The following is a 17,539-nucleotide window of genomic DNA, read 5'->3' as shown; positions in this document are numbered from 1 at the left end:
TGCCTATGAAGAGAAAGAAAATTGCCCTTGTACTTGCTCTGTTCTTTAGCTTCTTCCTGACGGCTTGTACTCAGAAGGCAAGTGATCCAAATCAGGATAATTGGGCCAAATATCAAAAACAGGGAAGCATTACCATTGGCTTTGACAATACCTTTGTTCCCATGGGATTTGAGGAAAAGAATGGCCAGTATGCGGGCTTTGATATCGACCTAGCCCAAGCTGTTTCTGAAAAGCTAGGAATTCAGATTAAATTTCAACCCATCGACTGGGATATGAAAGAAACCGAACTACAAAATGGTACTATTGATGCCATCTGGAATGGCTATACAGCAACAGATGAACGGAAAGAGAAGGTTGCCTTTACCATTCCTTACATGGAAAATCAACAAGTTTTGGTCTCTAAAAAGTCTCAAAATATTCACTCAATTCAGGATATGACTGACAAAGTTTTAGGGGCCCAGGCAGGATCTTCTGGCTATTTGAATTTTGAAGGACAACCCGAACTACTCAAGAATCGAGTGAAAGATCAGAAGGCCAATCAATACCAAAGTTTCAATGAAGCCTTAATTGATTTGAAAAATGACCGGATTGATGCCTTGTTGATTGACCGGGTATATGCTAATTATTATCTCCAGTCTGAAGGAATATTAAATGACTACATTGTCTTTTCAGCTGGATTTGAAAGTGAAGCTTTTGCAGTGGGTGTTAGACCTGCTGATAAAACTTTGCTAGCTGCTTTGAATCAAGCCTTTATCTCACTATACCAAGAAGGAAAATTTCAGGAAATCAGCCAGAAATGGTTTGGGGAAGATGTAGCCACCAGTCAAGTTAAAAATCAAGAATAAGAAAAGAGATTGAGTTTTTCCTCAGTCTCTTTTTGCATCGAAAAATCCCCCGGCAAGTACCAGAGGATAAGAGCTTATTTCATTGTTGGGAAAAGTAATACATCACGGATTGTAGTTGTATCTGTGAGGAGCATGCAGAGACGGTCGATACCGATTCCCAAACCACCAGTTGGTGGCATTCCGTATTCAAGGGCCTCGATGTAGTCGTAGTCGATACCCGTTGCTTCATCGTCTCCAAGTTCTTTAGCTTTTGCTTGTGCTTCAAAACGGCTAAGTTGGTCAATTGGGTCGTTCAACTCAGTAAAGGCATTACCGTATTCCTTGGTCATAATGAAGAGCTCGAAACGGTCAGTAAATCGTTCGTCTTCAGGATTTTTCTTCGCAAGTGGAGAGACAGCTACTGGATGTCCATAGACAAAGGTTGGTTGAATCAAGGTTTCTTCAACAAATTCTTCAAAGAAAGCGTTGATGATGTGGCCAACTTCAGTGTAGTGTTTCTCAACTGGAACTTTCTTCTCAGTAGCGATAGCTTTAGCTTCTTCGAAAGTCATTTCTTGCCAGAAGTCTACACCGGTGATTTTCTTGATCGCATCCACCATGTGAACACGTTTGAAAGGTTCGTTGATTTTGATTTCAGTTCCTTGGTAGTTAACTGGACCATCACCCTTAACTGACTTAGCAGCGTGTTGGATAATACCTTCAGTTAAGTCCATGATGTCTTGGAAGTCAGCATAAGCTTGGTAAACTTCGATAGAAGTAAACTCAGGGTTATGAGTAGCATCCATTCCTTCGTTACGGAAGATACGGCCAATTTCATAAACACGTTCCATACCACCAACGATAAGGCGTTTCAAGTGAAGCTCAGTCGCGATGCGAAGCACCATGTCAATATTCTGTGCATTGTGGTGAGTGATAAATGGACGAGCAGCAGCACCACCAGCTTCATTGTGAAGAACAGGTGTTTCCACTTCAAGGAAACCTTTTTGATCAAGATAACGACGGATTTCAGAGATGATTTTTGAACGAGTAACAAAGCGTTCGAAGCTTTCACGGTTAGAAATCAAGTCAAGGTAACGTTTACGATAAATTGTTTCAACGTCAGTCAAACCGTGGAATTTCTCAGGAAGTGGGCGAAGTGCTTTAGACAAGTGAGTGATATGAGTTGCCTTGATAGAGAGTTCACCCATATCTGTACGCATGACTTCACCTTCGACACCGAGGAAGTCACCGAGGTCAGCCTTTTTGAAGATTTCGTAGTTTTCTTCACCGACTTCATCTTTACGAACGTAGATTTGGATTTGACCTTCACGGTCTTGGAGATGGGCAAAGCCAACTTTCCCTTTACCACGTTTAGTTACTAAGCGTCCAGCGATAGTAGCAGTTTCATTTAGTTCATGTAATTGTTCTTTATCAAGTTCTGCAAATTTGTCTTTTAGTTCTTGAGAGTTAGCAGTACGTTCAAAACGTTTTCCGAAGGGATCGATTCCTTGTTCACGGAGCGCAGCCATTTTTTCACGGCGAACGATCTGCTGGTCATTTAGTTCTTCCATATGTTCTGTAGACATGGGTTCCTCCTAATTTTACTCAAAATTTGATACGATGAGTCATTTTTTGCGATACTCCCATTTTATCATAAATAGCAGAGAAATTCACGGATATTCTTTGAAAACTAAAAAGAACTTGACTATTAAGGTCAAGTTCCATTATTTTCTTTGATAGGAAGTGTCATTCCATCTTTTCAGAGTGAAGGTTTCAAAATCATCGGTCTCTAAAACTGTCAGACTAGCATTGGCCAAGCCTCCATCTTTGCGAAGGTGAGCCTCTTTATAGCCTAAGAGAGTGCGTAGGCTAGCAGTGAGATTTGCCCCATGCCCGACAATCAGAACTCTTTCAGCCGGACTTCCTTTCAGAGATTTGATAAACTGAATGGTTCGCTGAGTCGTAGAGTAGAGAGATTCGGCTTCAAACATCCTCGTATCAAACTGAGCCAGATTAGAGCGAAAGGCCTTGATTTGTTGTGGGTAGATGGCATTGAGCGTAGCGATTTTTAATCCCTCTAGTTTGCCAAGTTGCCATTCACGTAGGTCAGGAATGCTCTTTAAAGGACAAGGGGCCTGGAGTTGACTTTGGATAATTTCAGCAGACTTAACTGCTCTGGGTAAATCACTAGAATAAATCGTATCAAAAGGAATTTCCTTGAGATACTGCCCTAGTTGTTTTAGTGTGTCAATGGACTCTGGAAGAAGGGGAGAGTCACCGCTAGCACCTTGAAAACGTCCTTCAAGATTCCAGAGGGTGCGACCATGACGGACAAAATAGAGTTTCATCAGTTGTTTTCCTCCAAGATGTCAGCAAAGTCCGCTTTTACAAAGCTGGCTAAGTCTTGAGGTCGGATGATGATACTATGCCCGACTTCTCCAGCAGAGACAATCATTTTGTCTAAATACAAAGCAGTCTGATCAATAAAAATGGGATAATTATGTTTTTGGCGAATGCCGACGGGGTTATTAGCCCCATGAATATAGCCTGTCGTTTTTTCTAGGTCTTTTTGAGGAATCATGCTCACTTTTTTATTACCAGAAACCTTTGCTAGTTTTTTCTCAGCGAGGTGTTCTGTTATGGGAACGATTCCGATGATTGGCCCCGTCTTATCACCCAGCAGAGCCAAGGTTTTAAAGATATGAGTTCGATCATATTCCGAAGGAAGTTCACCCTCAAGCGCATTGATCTGAATACCAGAATGGTCAATACCCGCCTTGGTCAAGATTTGTTCGACCAAGGTTTTTTTAATCTTAACTTTCTTTGCCATTATTTATACTTATCCTCCAATTGACTCATCCAGATACCAAGCCAAATACCAAGCGCAAAGAAGAAGGCGATGAGAACATAACTCACAATAGAAAGTCCAGTGTATTGGATACTTTCAGCACTTCCAGCATTTGGAATCAAAATCAAGAGGGTGCTTGATAGCACAATTCCAATAATAAAGTGATAAACACGGGAGTGGTAGTTGTTCAAGGCATGGTCCATTAATTTTGAAAAAATGATGAGGGTTGCACCTGCACCAATTCCGATAGGAAGGAAAGTACCGAATAAATCAAAGGTCTTAAAACCAGTTAGCATTGGAGCGTACAGCCCTAAAATCAAGAGTAGATTTGACGGACTTAAACCAGGCACCAAGACACCTAGAGCTAAAAGAGCCCCCGCTAAGATAAAACTAGCGAAACTAGCACTGAGAGAACCAACAACAAAGTTTAGCGCGTAGAGCCCTAGGCCTGAAAGGATAAAGGTAGTCCAGAACCAGACTAGGTCAATCTTGTCACGATCAGATTCTCGAGTAGATTCTTTAAGGAGACTTGGAACTGTACCGATGATAGCTCCAGCAAAACTCCATAAAACATAGACCTGGTAATTTTCTAGCAGATACTCGATTGGATAAGAAAACAAACCAATGCCTAGCAACATCCCGATTGCTACTGGGATAAAGTATAGGACATTCTCTTTAAAATCCTTAAAAGGATGAGCCAGAAAGCTAATCATTCGCTCGTAGATCCCCAAAATAGCTGCTAAAACACCGCCTGAAATTCCTGGTAAGATAAATCCTAAGGCGATGACGATTCCTTTAATAACTCTTGCAATCCATGAAAACATCATATAATCCTCAATTTCATAAAATTCTTTCTCTATTCTATCAATTATAACACAGACGAGAAGAAAATGAAAAAACAAGTGAAAAAGAGAGCAATTTTCACTTGTCTTATGGTCTTAAAAATAGTTTTCTGAAGGTTTCTTCTTTTTCCTTCAAGGTAGAAATGAGATTAATATCTAAATGATGTTCAAATCCAGCAATTCTTCCTTTTGAAGTATACTGATGAAGGTCGTAGTCTAAACTGGTATTGGGTGTTGTTTCAAAGTAACCAGAGTCTGTCCCGTAGGAAGGAATCCAAATAGCAGTAAACTTATCTGTATTGATACTGTGTTCTTGCATGAAGTAAACTCCAATATAGATGCCGATGTTTTTAGCACCTAAAGATTCCAGTTTAGCACGAAAGGCTTCAACCCCTTCATTCATATCAGACATTGTTTTTTCTTCCACGTCTAACCAATAGTAACTAGGGTTGTAAGGAGAAGCAGCATTGTAGAAAACTTCAGCGGCTTTTTCCATTTCTTCCTTGCTGGGGCTAGCTAGATAGGCATAGACTCCAACTGGGACATTACGCTTTTGAAATTCTGTAATATGACTTTTATAGGCTTTATCAATACCATTGGCATAAGCGGCATCATTTTTTTCAGTATGTTGAGCCCCATTGTGGACGCGAACAATAACACCTGAAATATTTTGAGACAAGGTATCGTAGTTGATTTCCTCAGGTCTTTGCCAACCAGAGACATCAATAATAGGTTTGTCAAGATTATGCAAGGCCTGATTTTCAACCTGGACAGCATTTGGTTTTGACTTGACGGGATGGTCTTCATAAGTTGGTCTATTGAGGATCAAAATAGCTATAAATATAGTAAATAAAGTAAAAATAATAGCTGGATTAATCTTTTTTCTCATATCTATTTAGTTTAACGTAAATAGATAAAAAAATCAAAGAAAACATCGGAAAAAGTGAATATATGGGCGTCTTTTCCCTATTTCTCTGTTTGTTTACTCCTAAGAAACTAAATTATGGTATAATATAAGGGAATTTCTAGAGAAAAGAGAAGATTATGTCAAATTATGCCATTATTTTAGCAGCGGGTAAAGGTACTCGCATGAAATCAGATCTTCCAAAGGTACTTCATAAAGTAGCTGGAATTTCGATGTTGGAACATGTTTTTCGTAGTGTTGGTGCTATTCAACCTGAAAAAACAGTTACTGTAGTTGGTCACAAGGCAGAGCTAGTTGAGCAAGTATTAGCCGGTCAGACAGACTTTGTTACCCAATCAGAACAACTAGGAACTGGGCATGCTGTCATGATGGCAGAGCCTATTCTCCAAAATCGTACAGGCCACACATTGGTTATCGCTGGAGATACTCCTCTGATTACAGGTGAAAGCTTGAAAAACCTCTTGGATTTCCATATCAATCACAAAAATGTTGCTACGATTTTAACAGCTGAAGCGGCAAATCCTTTCGGATACGGTCGTATCGTCCGTAACGATAATGCTGAAGTTCTTCGTATTGTTGAGCAGAAAGATGCCACAGACTTTGAAAAGCAAATTAAGGAAATCAATACAGGAACTTATGTATTTGACAATGAGCGTCTTTTTGAAGCCCTTAAAAACATCAACACCAACAATGCCCAAGGTGAGTACTATATTACTGACGTGATTGGTATTTTCCGTAATGCGGGTGAAAAGGTTGGGGCCTATACTCTCAAGGATTTTGATGAAAGTCTTGGCGTAAATGACCGTGTAGCTCTTGCAACTGCGGAAGCAGTGATGCGTCGCCGTATCAACCAAAAGCATATGGTTAATGGTGTTAGCTTTGTCAATCCTGAAGCAACTTACATCGACATTGATGTTGAGATTGCTCCCGAAGTCCAAATCGAAGCTAATGTTACCTTGAAAGGTCAAACGAAGATTGGTGCTGAGACTGTTTTGACAAACGGTACTTATGTAGTGGATAGCACTATCGGAGCTGGAGCTGTGATTACCAACTCTATGATTGAGGAAAGTACAGTTGCAGACGGCGTGACTGTTGGCCCTTATGCCCATATTCGTCCAGGTTCAAGTCTGGCTGCTCAAGTTCACATTGGAAATTTTGTTGAAGTAAAAGGATCTTCAATCGGTGAAAATACCAAGGCGGGTCATTTGACTTATATTGGAAACTGTGAAGTGGGTAGCAACGTTAATTTTGGTGCAGGAACTATTACAGTCAACTACGATGGCAAAAATAAATACAAAACTGTCATTGGCAATAATGTCTTTGTTGGCTCAAACTCAACTATTATTGCTCCTGTAGAACTTGGGGATAATTCTCTGGTTGGAGCGGGTTCAACCATTACCAAGAATGTTCCTGCTGATGCTATTGCTATCGGCCGTGGACGTCAGGTCAACAAAGATGAATATGCGACTCGCCTCCCTCATCATCCAAAGAACCAGTAGGAGTCTGTCATGGAATTTGAAGAAAAAACGATTAGTCGGAAGGAAATTTATCAAGGTCCTATTTTCAAACTAGTACAAGACCAGGTGGAACTACCAGAAGGAAAGGGAACTGCCCAACGTGACTTGATTTTTCACAATGGAGCTGTTTGTGTATTAGCTGTGACAGCCGAGGACAAAATCGTTCTCGTTAAGCAATACCGAAAAGCTATTGAGGCGGTTTCTTATGAGATTCCTGCAGGTAAACTAGAACTTGGTGAAAATGCTGATCCAATGGCGGCGGCCCTTCGTGAATTGGAAGAAGAAGTTGCCTACACTGGTAAGTTAGAACTGTTGTACGATTTCTATTCTGCGATTGGATTTTGTAATGAAAAACTAAAACTCTACCTCGGTAGTGATTTGGTCAAGGTGGAAAATCCTCGCTCACAAGATGATGATGAAACCTTGGAAGTCCTAGAAGTAAGTCTAGAGGAAGCCAAGAACCTGATCCAGTCAGGTCATATCTGTGATGCCAAGACCATTATGGCGATCCAGTACTGGGAACTACAAAAGAAATAGAGGAGCAACCCATGGGAAAACCTTTATTAACAGACGAAATGATTGAACGTGCCAACCGTGGTGAGAAAATATCAGGACCACCTCTTAAAGATGATGAGGAAACAAAGATCCTACCGACGTCTTCACAACATTTTGGTTATTCACGTTCTAGAGACCACGGTTTTAGTCAAGATACCTTAACAATCGAAGTAGAGCCAACGATTCATAAGAGTCGCCGCATTGAGAACACCAAGAGAAATGTTTTTAATTCGAAACTCAATCGCATCTTATTTGCTGTAATTTTACTTTTGATTTTGTTAGTGTTGGCAATGAAACTCTTGTAATTGAAAGGACTTGAAATGAAAATTGGAATCATTGCTGCCATGCCAGAAGAACTCCTATATTTGACTCAGAATTTGGACAAACCTCAAGAAGTCCAAGTCTTAGGAAATACATACTACACAGGCTCTGTTGGCAATACAGAAGTCGTTCTAGTTCAGAGTGGGATTGGAAAGGTCATGTCGGCTATGAGTGTAGCTATTCTAGCTGACCATTTTCAGGTAGAAGCTATCATCAATACAGGATCAGCAGGTGCTCTTGCTGAAGGGATTGCTGTTGGTGATGTCGTGATTGCAGATAGACTAGCTTACCATGATGTGGATGTGACTGCTTTTGGCTATGCATATGGACAAATGGCTGGTCAACCTCTTTACTTTGAATCAGATAAAACCTTTGTAGCCAAAATCCAAGAGAGTCTATCTCAGTTAGAACAGACCTGGCATCTAGGCTTGATTGATACAGGAGACAGTTTTATAGCTGGAGATGATAAGATTGCTAGTATCAAATCCCACTTTCCGGATGTTTTAGCAGTTGAAATGGAGGGTGCAGCCATTGCTCAAGCGGCTCAGGCTCTTGGTCTACCTTTCCTAGTCATTCGTGCTATGAGTGACAATGCCAATCATGAAGCCTCTATCTCTTTTGATGAGTTTATTATCGAAGCTGGACGTCGTTCTGCCCAAGTATTACTAGCCTTTTTAAAGGCTTTAGACTAAGCGGAAATTTGACAGTTTATCTAGCTTATGATAAGATTTAAATAAAGAAAAGCTAGAAAACGTTTCAGAGGATATTATGAGTATTGAAATGACCGTCAGTGAGATTGCAGAGGTCTTAGGACTATCTCGTCAAGCAATCAACAATCGTGTCAAAGAACTTCCAGAAGAGGACACGAAAAAAAATGACAAAGGTGTAACTGTAGTTACTCGAAGTGGCTTGATCAAGCTAGAAGAAATCTACAAAAAAACGATTTTTGAAGATGAACCAGTCAGTGATGATGTCAAACAACGTGAACTGATGGAAATCTTGGTCGATGAGAAAAACGCTGAAATTCTTCGCTTGTACGAGCAGCTCAAGGCAAAAGACCGCCAGTTATCAGAAAAAGATGAACAGATGCGTATCAAAGACCGCCAGATTGCTGAAAAGGACAAACAGTTGGACCAACAGCAACAGTTAACTCTTCAAGCCATGAAGGATCAAGAAACCTTGAAACTCGAGTTGGACCAAGCAAAAGAAGAAGTCCAAGCAACCAAAAAAGGCTTTTTTGCTCGCCTTTTTGGAGGAAAATAAAGAAGCTGTTTGGGTTACTCACTAACCTAATGGCTTCTTTTATTATTTATAGTTTAGTTTGGGTAGTAATTGAGGTAAATAATGGAAAAATTAAGAGATTATATCGCCTTTGATTTGGAATTCAATCAACACGAGGGGGTTACCCATTTAATTCAAGTATCAGCAGTCCGTTTTCAAGATGGACAAGAATGTGCTGCTTTTGATTCTTATGTTTATACTACAGCCCCTTTAAAGAGTTTTATTAATGGTTTGACTGGAATCACAGCTGAAACCTTAAAAGATGCGCCAAAAGTAGAGCAAGTTTTAAAGAACTTTCAAGCATTTGTTGGCGACTTACCTATTGTTGGTTACAATGCGGCTAAGAGTGATTTGCCTATTCTTTTGGAGCATGGTATTGATTATCGTGACCAGTATAAGGTTGATCTATATGAGGAGGCTTTTGAACGCCGTAGTTCTGACCTACACGGCATAGCCAATCTTAAATTACAAACTGTAGCGAATTTTTTAGGCTTTCACGGGAAGTCTCATAACAGTTTAGAAGACGCCCGCATGACGGCGCGTGTTTACGAAACCTTTCTGGAATCGGATGAAGGAAAGCTATTAATAGAAGACCAGAGTAGTTTTTCTATGAACAATCCTTTCGGTGGCTTAGATTTATCCCAATTTTTAGACTAGGAGTGCCTATGAAACCTGAAAAACCTAAAAAGCTAGGTTTTAGGAAGATATACTATAACCTAGATAAGATTTTATTTCTATTTTTCTTGATATTTATGATGGTTGAGTTTGTCTGGCTACCATTAAATTCGTGGATTGCTGGCATTCTTCTGAGACAAACCGGTTATTTGTTTATCTCCTACAATAACTTTTGGGCGATTATACAAGGCTCACCTTTTATCAGTTTAGCCTTTCTCATCTTAATTGCAATCAATCTCTTGGTCGCTTATTTTCAGATTTGTCTTTTATTCATTGGGGCGCGTCACCTTCTCTACCATGAAAAGAGAACCTTGATTGAGTATAGTCGAAAAGTCTTTCAACAGAGTTTTCTATTTATGAAACGATTTAGTTTCTGTAAAATGGCCTTTGTCTTCTTTTACGTCGCTATCCTTTTTCCTTTCATCAGGAAAATTTTAAAAATCTATTACCTTAATAAGATTATTATTCCAGATTTTATCATTACCTACCTTGAAGATAAGCATTGGCTAGTTGGTCTGTTGATTCTGTCCTCTGCTTGGATTTTACTCTATATTTCAGTTCGTTTCATGTTTGCTCTTCCCAAGATTCTCTTTGAAAAGAAAACAGTGAGAGAGGGAGTGAAATATAGTCTGCAAAAGACGAAAAAACACGTTATCTTCTATGCTTGGAACTTGCTCCTCATTATCATTAAAACGTATCTTTTCTTCTTTGGTTTGTTAATTCCCTTGCTTTTTGCGCAAGCAGTGATGGATAATCTAACTCAAAAAGAATCCTTGATTCTCGGTGTGATTAACTTTGTCTTGATTAAAAATTTCCATTACATGACCCTGACTTATTTCCTAGTGAAGTTTGTTTCCTTCCTTACAGGAGAGGAGTTGGAGATCATGCCAAGGCGAAAGAAAGATCATCTGATGAGATGGGGTGTCATGGGGTGTGCAAGTATCATTTTTGCCATAGAAGGCTACGTTTATCTGGAATCTCCGGATACCAATACACCTTTAGTGATTTCGCACAGAGGAGTAAGTAATGAAAACGGTGTTCAAAATACTGTGCAGTCTTTAGAAAAAACAGCTCAACTAAAACCAGATCTCATCGAAATGGATGTGCAGGAAACGAAAGACGGTCAGTTCGTGATGATGCACGATGCTAACCTCAAAAATTTAACAGGTATTAATGCTACACCGCAAGATTTGACTCTGGATGAATTAACAAATACAGATATTTACGAGAATGGTTATCAAACAAAGATTTCAAGCTTTGATGCCTATTTAGAGCGTGCAAATGCTTTAAACCAAAAATTGCTGATTGAGATTAAGACCAGTAAAAAAGATAGTCCGCAAATGATGGACCATTTCCTCGAAAAGTATGGAGCGACTATCAAGAAATATGGGCATCAGATGCAATCACTAGACTATCATGTGATTGATAAAGTGTTGACTTATGATTCTGAAATTCCAGTTTACTTTATTCTTCCCTATAACAGTATCTTCCCAAGAACCAAGGCAACGGGTTACACTATGGAGTACTCGACTTTGGATGAATACTTTGTCAATAAACTCTGGGCAACTGATCAGAGACTCTATGTTTGGACCGTAAATGGTTCGGAGGCATTTGATAAAGCAGTTCGTCTCGGCGCAGATGGCATGATTACTGATGATCTTGAAATGGTCCAGTCACAAGTCACAACGGCTCAAGACGATCCGGAATATACGGAATTACTCTTAAAGAAAGCAATGGAATTCTTTGATTTCTAATAAAAAAAGAGAAACAGATGTTTCTCTTTTTTTGTGGATTAGAAAGGCAATTTTCCAGCGAAAGCTCCTAGTTTCTTCTTAGTCGTTTCATCAATTTGTTCAAGTGCTGCGTTAATTGCTTGCGCAGTCATGTCAGAAAGGGTTTCGAGATCTTCTGGATCTACAACTGCTGGGTTGAAGTCAATGCTGACAACTTTTTTGTCTCCGGTTAGGGTTGCTTGGACAAGGTCCTGAGCTGATTTTCCAACAAATTCCATGGCAGCAAGTTCTGCTTGGCTCTGTTCCATTTGTTTTTGAAGTTTTTGTGCTTGGCGCATCATGTTTTGCATGTTCATCATGGCGGTTTACAGTTTCCTTTTTTCTATTATTTTCCTTTTTATTTTATCAATTTTAGGGGCAAAAGTCTATTATTTGTTTAATTCATGAGATATATGAACTTTTATAATGAGTCTCTCAAACAACTTTTAAGAAATTTACTATGCACACTTAGTATTCTGTGCTAAACAAATAATTTCATTTAAGTTTTCTTTAAGGTTTATATTATATTCTAAAGAACTCTATGTTAACCGAACGTTAAGCAGGAAATATAGAGGATAATCTATTTTTCTTTTTTAATTTGTTATGATCTTTTCAGATTTAGTTGCATATTGTTCATTTTTTGGTCGAAATAGTGTGTTGATTCAACTAAATGGCGCTCTATATTTTCTTCATGATAAAGATAGATTGTGATATAATAGATGGTAATGAGTTTTTTAGAATAAACTAAAGGAGAATATAAATGATCTATGCAGGAATCCTAGCCGGAGGAACTGGCACACGCATGGGAATCAGTAATTTACCAAAACAATTCTTGGAGTTGGGTGATCGACCTATTTTGATCCACACAATTGAAAAATTCGTCTTAGAACCAAGTATTGAAAAAATTGTAGTTGGAGTTCATGGAGACTGGGTGTCACACGCTGAGGACCTAGTTGACAAGTATCTTTCTCTCCACAAGAATCGTATCATCATTACCAAAGGTGGGGCTGATCGCAATACCAGTATCGAGAAGATAATAGAAGCCATTGATGCCTATCGTCCAATCACTCCAGAAGATATCGTGATTACCCACGACTCTGTTCGTCCCTTTATCACACTTCGCATGATTCAGGACAATATCAAACTCGCCCAAAATCATGATGCGGTTGACACAGTAGTAGAAGCGGTTGATACCATTGTTGAAAGCATCAATGGTCAGTTTATCACTGATATTCCAAATCGTGCTCACCTTTATCAAGGTCAAACACCTCAGACTTTCCGTTGCAAGGATTTCATGGATTTGTATGGTTCCCTATCTGACCAAGAAAAGGAAATCCTGACGGATGCATGTAAAATTTTTGTTATCAAAGGAAAGGATGTTGCTCTAGCTAAAGGGGAATATTCAAACCTTAAAATCACAACGGTGACAGACTTGAAAATCGCGAAAAGCATGATTGAGAAAGACTAAGGCTATGATTAATCAAATTTATCAACTGACCAAACCAAAGTTTATCAATGTAAAATATCAAGAAGAGGATATTGATCAGGAGAATCATATCCTGATTCGTCCAAATTATATGGCGGTTTGTCATGCGGATCAACGTTACTATCAAGGGAAGCGTGATCCAAAGATATTGGCTAAAAAACTTCCTATGGCCATGATTCATGAGTCTTGTGGAACTGTTATTTCAGATCCGACTGGGACTTATGAAGTCGGTCAAAAGGTAGTTATGATTCCCAATCAACCGCCTATGCAGAGTGACAAGGAGTTCTACGAGAACTACATGACCGGAACCTACTTCCTATCAAGTGGTTATGATGGCTTTATGAGAGAATTTGTCTCTCTTCCAAAAGATCGTGTTGTGTCTTATAATGACATTGAGGACACAGTTGCAGCCATTACTGAGTTTGTCAGTGTTGGTATGCATGCCATGGATCGTTTCTTGCATCTTGGTCATAGTAAGCGAGAGCGCATTGCTGTTATCGGAGATGGTAGTTTGGCCTTTGTTGTTGCAAATATTATCAATTATACCTTGCCAGAAGCAGAGATTATCGTCTTTGGTCGCCATTGGGAAAAACTAGAGCTCTTCTCTTTTGCAAAAGAGTGCTACATTACGGATAATATCCCAGAGGATTTGACCTTTGATCATGGATTTGAGTGTTGCGGTGGTGATGGTACAGGTCCAGCTATCAATGACTTGATTCGTTATATTCGCCCACAGGGAACGATTCTCATGATGGGAGTGAGCGAATACAAGGTTAATATCAATACACGAGATGCTTTGGAAAAAGGATTGTTATTAGTGGGATCGTCTCGTTCAGGACGCGTCGATTTTGAGAAGGCCATTCAAATGATGGAAGTCAAAAAGTTTGCGAATCGTCTGAAGAATATCCTTTATCTTGAAGAGCCCGTGAGAGAAATCAAGGACATTCATCGTGTCTTTGCTACAGACCTTAATACTGCTTTTAAAACAGTATTCAAGTGGGAAGTGTAGAAGATGGAGGTTAATTGTGGAGAAACTCATCAAAGAAAAAATTTCTTCTTTACTATCTGATGAAGAGGAAGTACTCAGTGTTGAACAGCTGGGAGGCATGACCAACCAAAACTATTTGGTCAAAACAACCAACAAACAGTATATTGTGAAATTTTTTGGTAAGGGGACTGAAAAACTCATCAATCGTCAAAATGAAAAGTACAATCTTGAACTTTTAGAGGATTTAGATTTAGATGTCAAAAACTACCTCTTTGATATTGAGTCAGGGATTAAAGTAAATGAATACATCGAATCGGCAGTAACTCTTGATTCAACATCCATCAAATCCAAGTTTGAAAAGATTGCACCAATTTTACAAACCATCCATGCTTCAGGGAAAGAATTAAGAGGAGAATTTGCTCCTTTTGAGGAAATCAGCAAATATGAATCCTTGATTGAGGGACCTATCCCTTATGAAAACTATGAAGCTGTAAGAAAAGATGTATTTTCACTAGAAAAGAGATTGGCTGATTTGGGTGTTGATAGAAAGTCCTGTCACATCGATTTGGTACCAGAAAACTTTATCGAGTCACCACAAGGTCGTTTGTATTTGATTGACTGGGAATACTCTTCTATGAATGACCCGATGTGGGATTTGGCAGCTCTTTTCTTAGAGTCTGAATTTACAAAGCAAGAGGAAGATGATTTCCTTTCCTACTATGAAAGTGACAAAACGCCTGTATCACGTGAGAAGATTCGTATCTATAAAATCTTGCAAGATACTATCTGGAGTTTGTGGACAGTGTACAAAGAAGCTCAAGGGGCTGATTTTGGAGATTATGGTATCAATCGTTACCAAAGAGCTGTCGAAGGTTTGACTTATTATGGAGGTTAGGATGAAGAATAAAAATGGCGTTTCTTTTGGTCTGCTCTCTGGTATCTTCTGGGGATTAGGTCTAACAATTAGTGCTTATATCTTTTCAATTTTTACAAATCTTTCACCTTTTGTGGTGGCTGCTGCTCATGATTTCTTGAGTATCTTTATCTTGTTAGCTTTTCTTTTGGTAAAAGAAAGAAAAGTTCGTCTTTCGATTTTCTTAAATATTCGAAATGTGAGTGTAATTATCGGTGCTTTACTAGCAGGACCTATTGGTATGCAGGCCAATCTTTATGCGGTTAAATATATCGGTAGTTCTCTAGCTTCATCTGTATCGGCTATTTACCCAGCAGTTTCAGTTTTACTAGCCTTCTTCATTTTGAAACACAAGGTTTCAAAGAATACAGTATTCGGTGTTTTCTTGATTATTGCAGCGATCATTGCTCAAACCTACAAGGTTGAACAAGTTAACTCGTTTTACATTGGGATTCTTTGTGCCCTTATCTGTGCCATTGCCTGGGGGAGTGAAAGTGTTCTCAGCTCCTATGCTATGGAAAGTGATTTAAGTGAAATTGAAGCCTTGTTAATTCGACAAGTAACCTCATTCTTGTCCTATCTTGTGATTGTGCTCTTTTCTCACCATTCATTTGCAGAAGTGGCAGATGGGCAATTATTCGGCCTCTTGATTGTCTTTGCGGCCTTTGATATGATTTCCTACTTAGCTTATTATATCGCTATTAATCGTTTGCAACCTGCGAAAGCGACAGGTTTGAATGTGAGCTATGTAGTCTGGACTGTCTTATTTGCAGTTATTTTCTTGGGTGCACCGCTAGATATGCTGACAATCATCACTTCACTTATTGTTATGGCTGGTGTTTATATTATTATTAAAGAATAAAGGAGATTCGTGTGAAAGCGATTATTTTAGCAGCGGGCTTAGGAACTCGTCTACGCCCTATGACTGAAAATACCCCAAAAGCTTTGGTTAAGGTTAATCAAAAACCCTTGGTAGAATACCAAATCGAGTTTTTGAAAGAGAGAGGAATTGATGAGATTATCATCGTTGTCGGTTACCTCAAAGAACAATTTGACTACCTAAAAGAAAAATATGGTGTCCGTTTGGTCTTTAACGACAAGTATGCTGATTACAATAATTTTTACTCACTTTATTTAGTAAAAGAAGATTTGGCTAACAGCTATGTCATTGATGCAGATAACTATCTTTTCAAAAATATGTTTCGAAACGATCTTAAACGTTCTACCTATTTTAGCGTTTATCGTGAAGACTGTACGAACGAGTGGTTCTTGGTTTACGGTGATGACTACAAGGTTCAAGACATTATTGTTGACAGTAAGGCTGGTCGCATTCTGAGCGGAGTTTCATTCTGGGATGCACCAACAGCAGAGAAGATTGTTAGCTTTATTGACAAAGCTTACGAAAGTGGTGAATTTGTTGATCTCTACTGGGATAACATGGTTAAGGATAATATCAAAGAATTGGATGTCTATGTCGAAGAATTAGAAGGAAATAGCATCTATGAAATTGATAGTGTAAAGGACTACCATAAGTTAGAAGAGATTTTATCTACTATTAAGTAAGGAAAGAGAAGAAGGCTTGGGCCTTCTTTTTTTGTGGATTTTATAACAAGAATGTTTGATATTGATTGTATTCTTTAAATGAAACAAAAATTACAAAAAAATGAACAAAATAAAACAAAAATTATTGACAACGATTTCATATAGTGTTATACTTATAGCATAAAAGATAAATGAAAGAAGGGAAAATGTTATGGGATTAGATCATTTCTTTGACAAAAACCTGGTGTTTTGCTTAGAAGCGGATAATCAAGATCAACTCTTTGATCAGGTAGCAAGCTTGTTGGAAGAACGAGAAATTGTCACTCCAACTTATCGTGAAGCCTTGATCACGCGTGAAAAGTCATTTCCAACTGGTTTAGATATGGAATTTCTAGGTAAGGACTTGCCAAATGTAGCGATTCCTCATACAGATATTGTTCATAATCTAGCTGAGAAAGTGGTGGTTGTTCGATTAGAAAAACCAGTAACTTTTCACAATATGATAGCTCCTGATAAGGAAGTAGAAGTATCCCTACTCTTCTTTATCATTAACAACTCAAGTTCAAGTCAAACAAATATTCTGGCTCAGTTGATGGACTTTTTCACAGGAAATGGACATCTGGAAGATTTATCAAAAATTTCCGAACCAGAAAAACTTTATGCTTACATTGCTGAAGCAACCGCTTAATCTTGTTTATTAAAATATAAAATCGGAGGAAATCCAAATGATTAAAATTCTTGCTGCCTGCGGTGCAGGTGTTAACTCAAGTCACCAAATTAAAAGTGCTCTAGAAGAAGAACTTTCAAACCGTGGTTATGATGTTCACTGTGATGCAGTCATGGTGAAAGATGTAAACGAAGACCTTATCAAGGGCTACGATATCTTTACACCAATCGCTGCAACTGACCTTGGTTTTGAACCAGGTATTCCAGTAATTGAAGCTGGACCAATCTTGTTCCGTATTCCAGCGATGAGCGCTCCAGTATTTGACAATATTGAAGCAGCTATCAAAGAACACGGACTAAGCTAATTTATTCTTTATTTTGTTA

At 38.8% G+C, this 17,539-nt stretch carries 21 protein-coding genes; 15 read left to right on the top strand and 6 right to left on the bottom strand.

What is annotated here, in order from left to right:
• The first annotated feature begins 5 nt into the window (after positions 1–5).
• Positions 6–845, top strand: coding sequence for an amino acid ABC transporter substrate-binding protein (locus tag TZ92_RS07025; protein WP_033629845.1), 840 nt, complete (start codon positions 6–8; stop codon positions 843–845).
• Between the two features lie 74 nt (positions 846–919).
• Here TZ92_RS07025 and lysS read toward each other — a convergent pair whose 3' ends face one another.
• The 5 genes from lysS to TZ92_RS07000 form a co-directional block, all read right to left on the bottom strand.
• The gene (gene lysS / locus TZ92_RS07020) at positions 920–2,410 is read right to left on the bottom strand and encodes a lysine--tRNA ligase (protein WP_033629844.1); all 1,491 of its coding nucleotides are present in this window, start codon (positions 2,408–2,410) and stop codon (positions 920–922) included.
• Positions 2,411–2,548: 138 nt separating this feature from the next.
• Complete coding sequence (locus tag TZ92_RS07015; protein ID WP_033629843.1) at positions 2,549–3,172, bottom strand: histidine phosphatase family protein; 624 nt, start codon at positions 3,170–3,172, stop codon at positions 2,549–2,551.
• On the bottom strand, positions 3,172–3,654 hold the full coding sequence (locus TZ92_RS07010; protein WP_033629842.1) for an aminoacyl-tRNA deacylase: 483 nt from the start codon (positions 3,652–3,654) through the stop codon (positions 3,172–3,174). The genes TZ92_RS07015 and TZ92_RS07010 overlap by 1 nt, the downstream gene beginning before the upstream one ends.
• A complete protein-coding gene (locus tag TZ92_RS07005; RefSeq protein ID WP_013670235.1) occupies positions 3,654–4,496 on the bottom strand; it encodes a DUF368 domain-containing protein in 843 nt (280 codons plus the stop codon). Before TZ92_RS07005 ends, TZ92_RS07010 begins: the two co-directional genes overlap by 1 nt.
• A 106-nt stretch (positions 4,497–4,602) precedes the next feature.
• Positions 4,603–5,403, bottom strand: a complete 801-nt coding sequence (locus TZ92_RS07000; protein WP_033629841.1) for a glycoside hydrolase family 25 protein — start codon at positions 5,401–5,403, stop codon at positions 4,603–4,605.
• 155 nt (positions 5,404–5,558) lie between these two features.
• On the opposite strand from TZ92_RS07000, the gene glmU reads away from it, so the two are divergent.
• The 7 genes from glmU to TZ92_RS06965 all read left to right on the top strand — a co-directional run bounded on the left by glmU (position 5,559) and on the right by TZ92_RS06965 (position 11,542).
• On the top strand, positions 5,559–6,938 hold the full coding sequence (glmU, locus tag TZ92_RS06995; RefSeq protein ID WP_033629840.1) for a bifunctional UDP-N-acetylglucosamine diphosphorylase/glucosamine-1-phosphate N-acetyltransferase GlmU: 1,380 nt from the start codon (positions 5,559–5,561) through the stop codon (positions 6,936–6,938).
• Between the two features lie 9 nt (positions 6,939–6,947).
• Positions 6,948–7,493, top strand: a complete 546-nt coding sequence (locus TZ92_RS06990) for an NUDIX hydrolase (RefSeq protein ID WP_033629839.1) — start codon at positions 6,948–6,950, stop codon at positions 7,491–7,493.
• Positions 7,494–7,504: 11 nt separating this feature from the next.
• Positions 7,505–7,816 (top strand): cell wall synthase accessory phosphoprotein MacP, encoded by a 312-nt coding sequence (gene macP, locus TZ92_RS06985; RefSeq protein WP_033629838.1) that lies wholly within the window; start codon positions 7,505–7,507, stop codon positions 7,814–7,816.
• A 15-nt stretch (positions 7,817–7,831) separates the two neighbouring features.
• The gene (locus TZ92_RS06980) at positions 7,832–8,524 is read left to right on the top strand and encodes a 5'-methylthioadenosine/adenosylhomocysteine nucleosidase (RefSeq protein WP_033630194.1); all 693 of its coding nucleotides are present in this window, start codon (positions 7,832–7,834) and stop codon (positions 8,522–8,524) included.
• Between the two features lie 76 nt (positions 8,525–8,600).
• Entirely contained in the window at positions 8,601–9,095 is a 495-nt protein-coding gene (gene rocS / locus TZ92_RS06975) for a chromosome segregation protein RocS (RefSeq protein WP_000021252.1), read from the top strand.
• Between the two features lie 81 nt (positions 9,096–9,176).
• Positions 9,177–9,770 carry a 3'-5' exonuclease gene (locus TZ92_RS06970; protein ID WP_033629837.1) on the top strand — a complete coding sequence of 198 codons (594 nt, stop codon included), beginning with the start codon at positions 9,177–9,179 and terminating at the stop codon, positions 9,768–9,770.
• 8 nt (positions 9,771–9,778) lie between these two features.
• On the top strand, positions 9,779–11,542 hold the full coding sequence (locus TZ92_RS06965; RefSeq protein WP_033629836.1) for a glycerophosphoryl diester phosphodiesterase membrane domain-containing protein: 1,764 nt from the start codon (positions 9,779–9,781) through the stop codon (positions 11,540–11,542).
• A 38-nt stretch (positions 11,543–11,580) separates the two neighbouring features.
• Here the strand turns inward: TZ92_RS06965 and TZ92_RS06960 are convergent, their stop codons facing one another.
• Positions 11,581–11,880 (bottom strand): YbaB/EbfC family nucleoid-associated protein, encoded by a 300-nt coding sequence (locus TZ92_RS06960; protein ID WP_000981515.1) that lies wholly within the window; start codon positions 11,878–11,880, stop codon positions 11,581–11,583.
• A gap of 440 nt (positions 11,881–12,320) precedes the next feature.
• Between TZ92_RS06960 and TZ92_RS06955 the strand changes: the two genes are divergently transcribed.
• The 7 genes from TZ92_RS06955 (at position 12,321) to TZ92_RS06925 (ending at position 17,520) form a co-directional block, all read left to right on the top strand.
• Positions 12,321–13,028 (top strand): IspD/TarI family cytidylyltransferase, encoded by a 708-nt coding sequence (locus TZ92_RS06955; protein ID WP_033629835.1) that lies wholly within the window; start codon positions 12,321–12,323, stop codon positions 13,026–13,028.
• Between the two features lie 4 nt (positions 13,029–13,032).
• Positions 13,033–14,055, top strand: coding sequence for a ribitol-5-phosphate dehydrogenase (locus TZ92_RS06950; protein WP_033629834.1), 1,023 nt, complete (start codon positions 13,033–13,035; stop codon positions 14,053–14,055).
• Positions 14,056–14,071: 16 nt separating this feature from the next.
• Positions 14,072–14,929 (top strand): phosphotransferase family protein, encoded by an 858-nt coding sequence (locus TZ92_RS06945; RefSeq protein WP_033629833.1) that lies wholly within the window; start codon positions 14,072–14,074, stop codon positions 14,927–14,929.
• Position 14,930: 1 nt separating this feature from the next.
• Complete coding sequence (locus TZ92_RS06940; protein WP_000791842.1) at positions 14,931–15,809, top strand: DMT family transporter; 879 nt, start codon at positions 14,931–14,933, stop codon at positions 15,807–15,809.
• 11 nt (positions 15,810–15,820) lie between these two features.
• Complete coding sequence (locus TZ92_RS06935) at positions 15,821–16,510, top strand: CTP--phosphocholine cytidylyltransferase (RefSeq protein ID WP_033629832.1); 690 nt, start codon at positions 15,821–15,823, stop codon at positions 16,508–16,510.
• A 190-nt stretch (positions 16,511–16,700) separates the two neighbouring features.
• Entirely contained in the window at positions 16,701–17,177 is a 477-nt protein-coding gene (locus TZ92_RS06930) for a PTS sugar transporter subunit IIA (protein ID WP_033629831.1), read from the top strand.
• A gap of 37 nt (positions 17,178–17,214) precedes the next feature.
• Positions 17,215–17,520: a PTS sugar transporter subunit IIB gene (locus TZ92_RS06925; RefSeq protein ID WP_000590551.1), complete on the top strand. Its 306-nt coding sequence runs from the start codon at positions 17,215–17,217 to the stop codon at positions 17,518–17,520.
• The last annotated feature ends 19 nt before the right edge of the window (positions 17,521–17,539 follow it).

Origin of the sequence: Streptococcus oralis subsp. oralis (assembly GCF_000960035.1) — a bacterium.
GTDB lineage: Bacteria > Bacillota > Bacilli > Lactobacillales > Streptococcaceae > Streptococcus > Streptococcus oralis_G.
The sequence above is the reverse complement of the archived record's forward strand: the minus strand, read 5'-3'. Positions and strand labels throughout refer to the sequence as shown.

Excerpts from the sequence above, each read along its gene's own strand:
- TZ92_RS07025 (WP_033629845.1), top strand. The coding sequence starts at position 6 with ATGAAGAGAAAGAAAATTGCCCTTGTACTTGCTCTGTTCTTTAGCTTC.
- lysS (WP_033629844.1), bottom strand. The coding sequence starts at position 2,410 with ATGTCTACAGAACATATGGAAGAACTAAATGACCAGCAGATCGTTCGC.
- TZ92_RS07015 (WP_033629843.1), bottom strand. The coding sequence starts at position 3,172 with ATGAAACTCTATTTTGTCCGTCATGGTCGCACCCTCTGGAATCTTGAA.
- TZ92_RS07010 (WP_033629842.1), bottom strand. The coding sequence starts at position 3,654 with ATGGCAAAGAAAGTTAAGATTAAAAAAACCTTGGTCGAACAAATCTTG.
- TZ92_RS07005 (WP_013670235.1), bottom strand. The coding sequence starts at position 4,496 with ATGTTTTCATGGATTGCAAGAGTTATTAAAGGAATCGTCATCGCCTTA.
- TZ92_RS07000 (WP_033629841.1), bottom strand. The coding sequence starts at position 5,403 with ATGAGAAAAAAGATTAATCCAGCTATTATTTTTACTTTATTTACTATA.
- glmU (WP_033629840.1), top strand. The coding sequence starts at position 5,559 with ATGTCAAATTATGCCATTATTTTAGCAGCGGGTAAAGGTACTCGCATG.
- TZ92_RS06990 (WP_033629839.1), top strand. The coding sequence starts at position 6,948 with ATGGAATTTGAAGAAAAAACGATTAGTCGGAAGGAAATTTATCAAGGT.
- macP (WP_033629838.1), top strand. The coding sequence starts at position 7,505 with ATGGGAAAACCTTTATTAACAGACGAAATGATTGAACGTGCCAACCGT.
- TZ92_RS06980 (WP_033630194.1), top strand. The coding sequence starts at position 7,832 with ATGAAAATTGGAATCATTGCTGCCATGCCAGAAGAACTCCTATATTTG.
- rocS (WP_000021252.1), top strand. The coding sequence starts at position 8,601 with ATGAGTATTGAAATGACCGTCAGTGAGATTGCAGAGGTCTTAGGACTA.
- TZ92_RS06970 (WP_033629837.1), top strand. The coding sequence starts at position 9,177 with ATGGAAAAATTAAGAGATTATATCGCCTTTGATTTGGAATTCAATCAA.
- TZ92_RS06965 (WP_033629836.1), top strand. The coding sequence starts at position 9,779 with ATGAAACCTGAAAAACCTAAAAAGCTAGGTTTTAGGAAGATATACTAT.
- TZ92_RS06960 (WP_000981515.1), bottom strand. The coding sequence starts at position 11,880 with ATGATGAACATGCAAAACATGATGCGCCAAGCACAAAAACTTCAAAAA.
- TZ92_RS06955 (WP_033629835.1), top strand. The coding sequence starts at position 12,321 with ATGATCTATGCAGGAATCCTAGCCGGAGGAACTGGCACACGCATGGGA.
- TZ92_RS06950 (WP_033629834.1), top strand. The coding sequence starts at position 13,033 with ATGATTAATCAAATTTATCAACTGACCAAACCAAAGTTTATCAATGTA.
- TZ92_RS06940 (WP_000791842.1), top strand. The coding sequence starts at position 14,931 with ATGAAGAATAAAAATGGCGTTTCTTTTGGTCTGCTCTCTGGTATCTTC.
- TZ92_RS06930 (WP_033629831.1), top strand. The coding sequence starts at position 16,701 with ATGGGATTAGATCATTTCTTTGACAAAAACCTGGTGTTTTGCTTAGAA.
- TZ92_RS06925 (WP_000590551.1), top strand. The coding sequence starts at position 17,215 with ATGATTAAAATTCTTGCTGCCTGCGGTGCAGGTGTTAACTCAAGTCAC.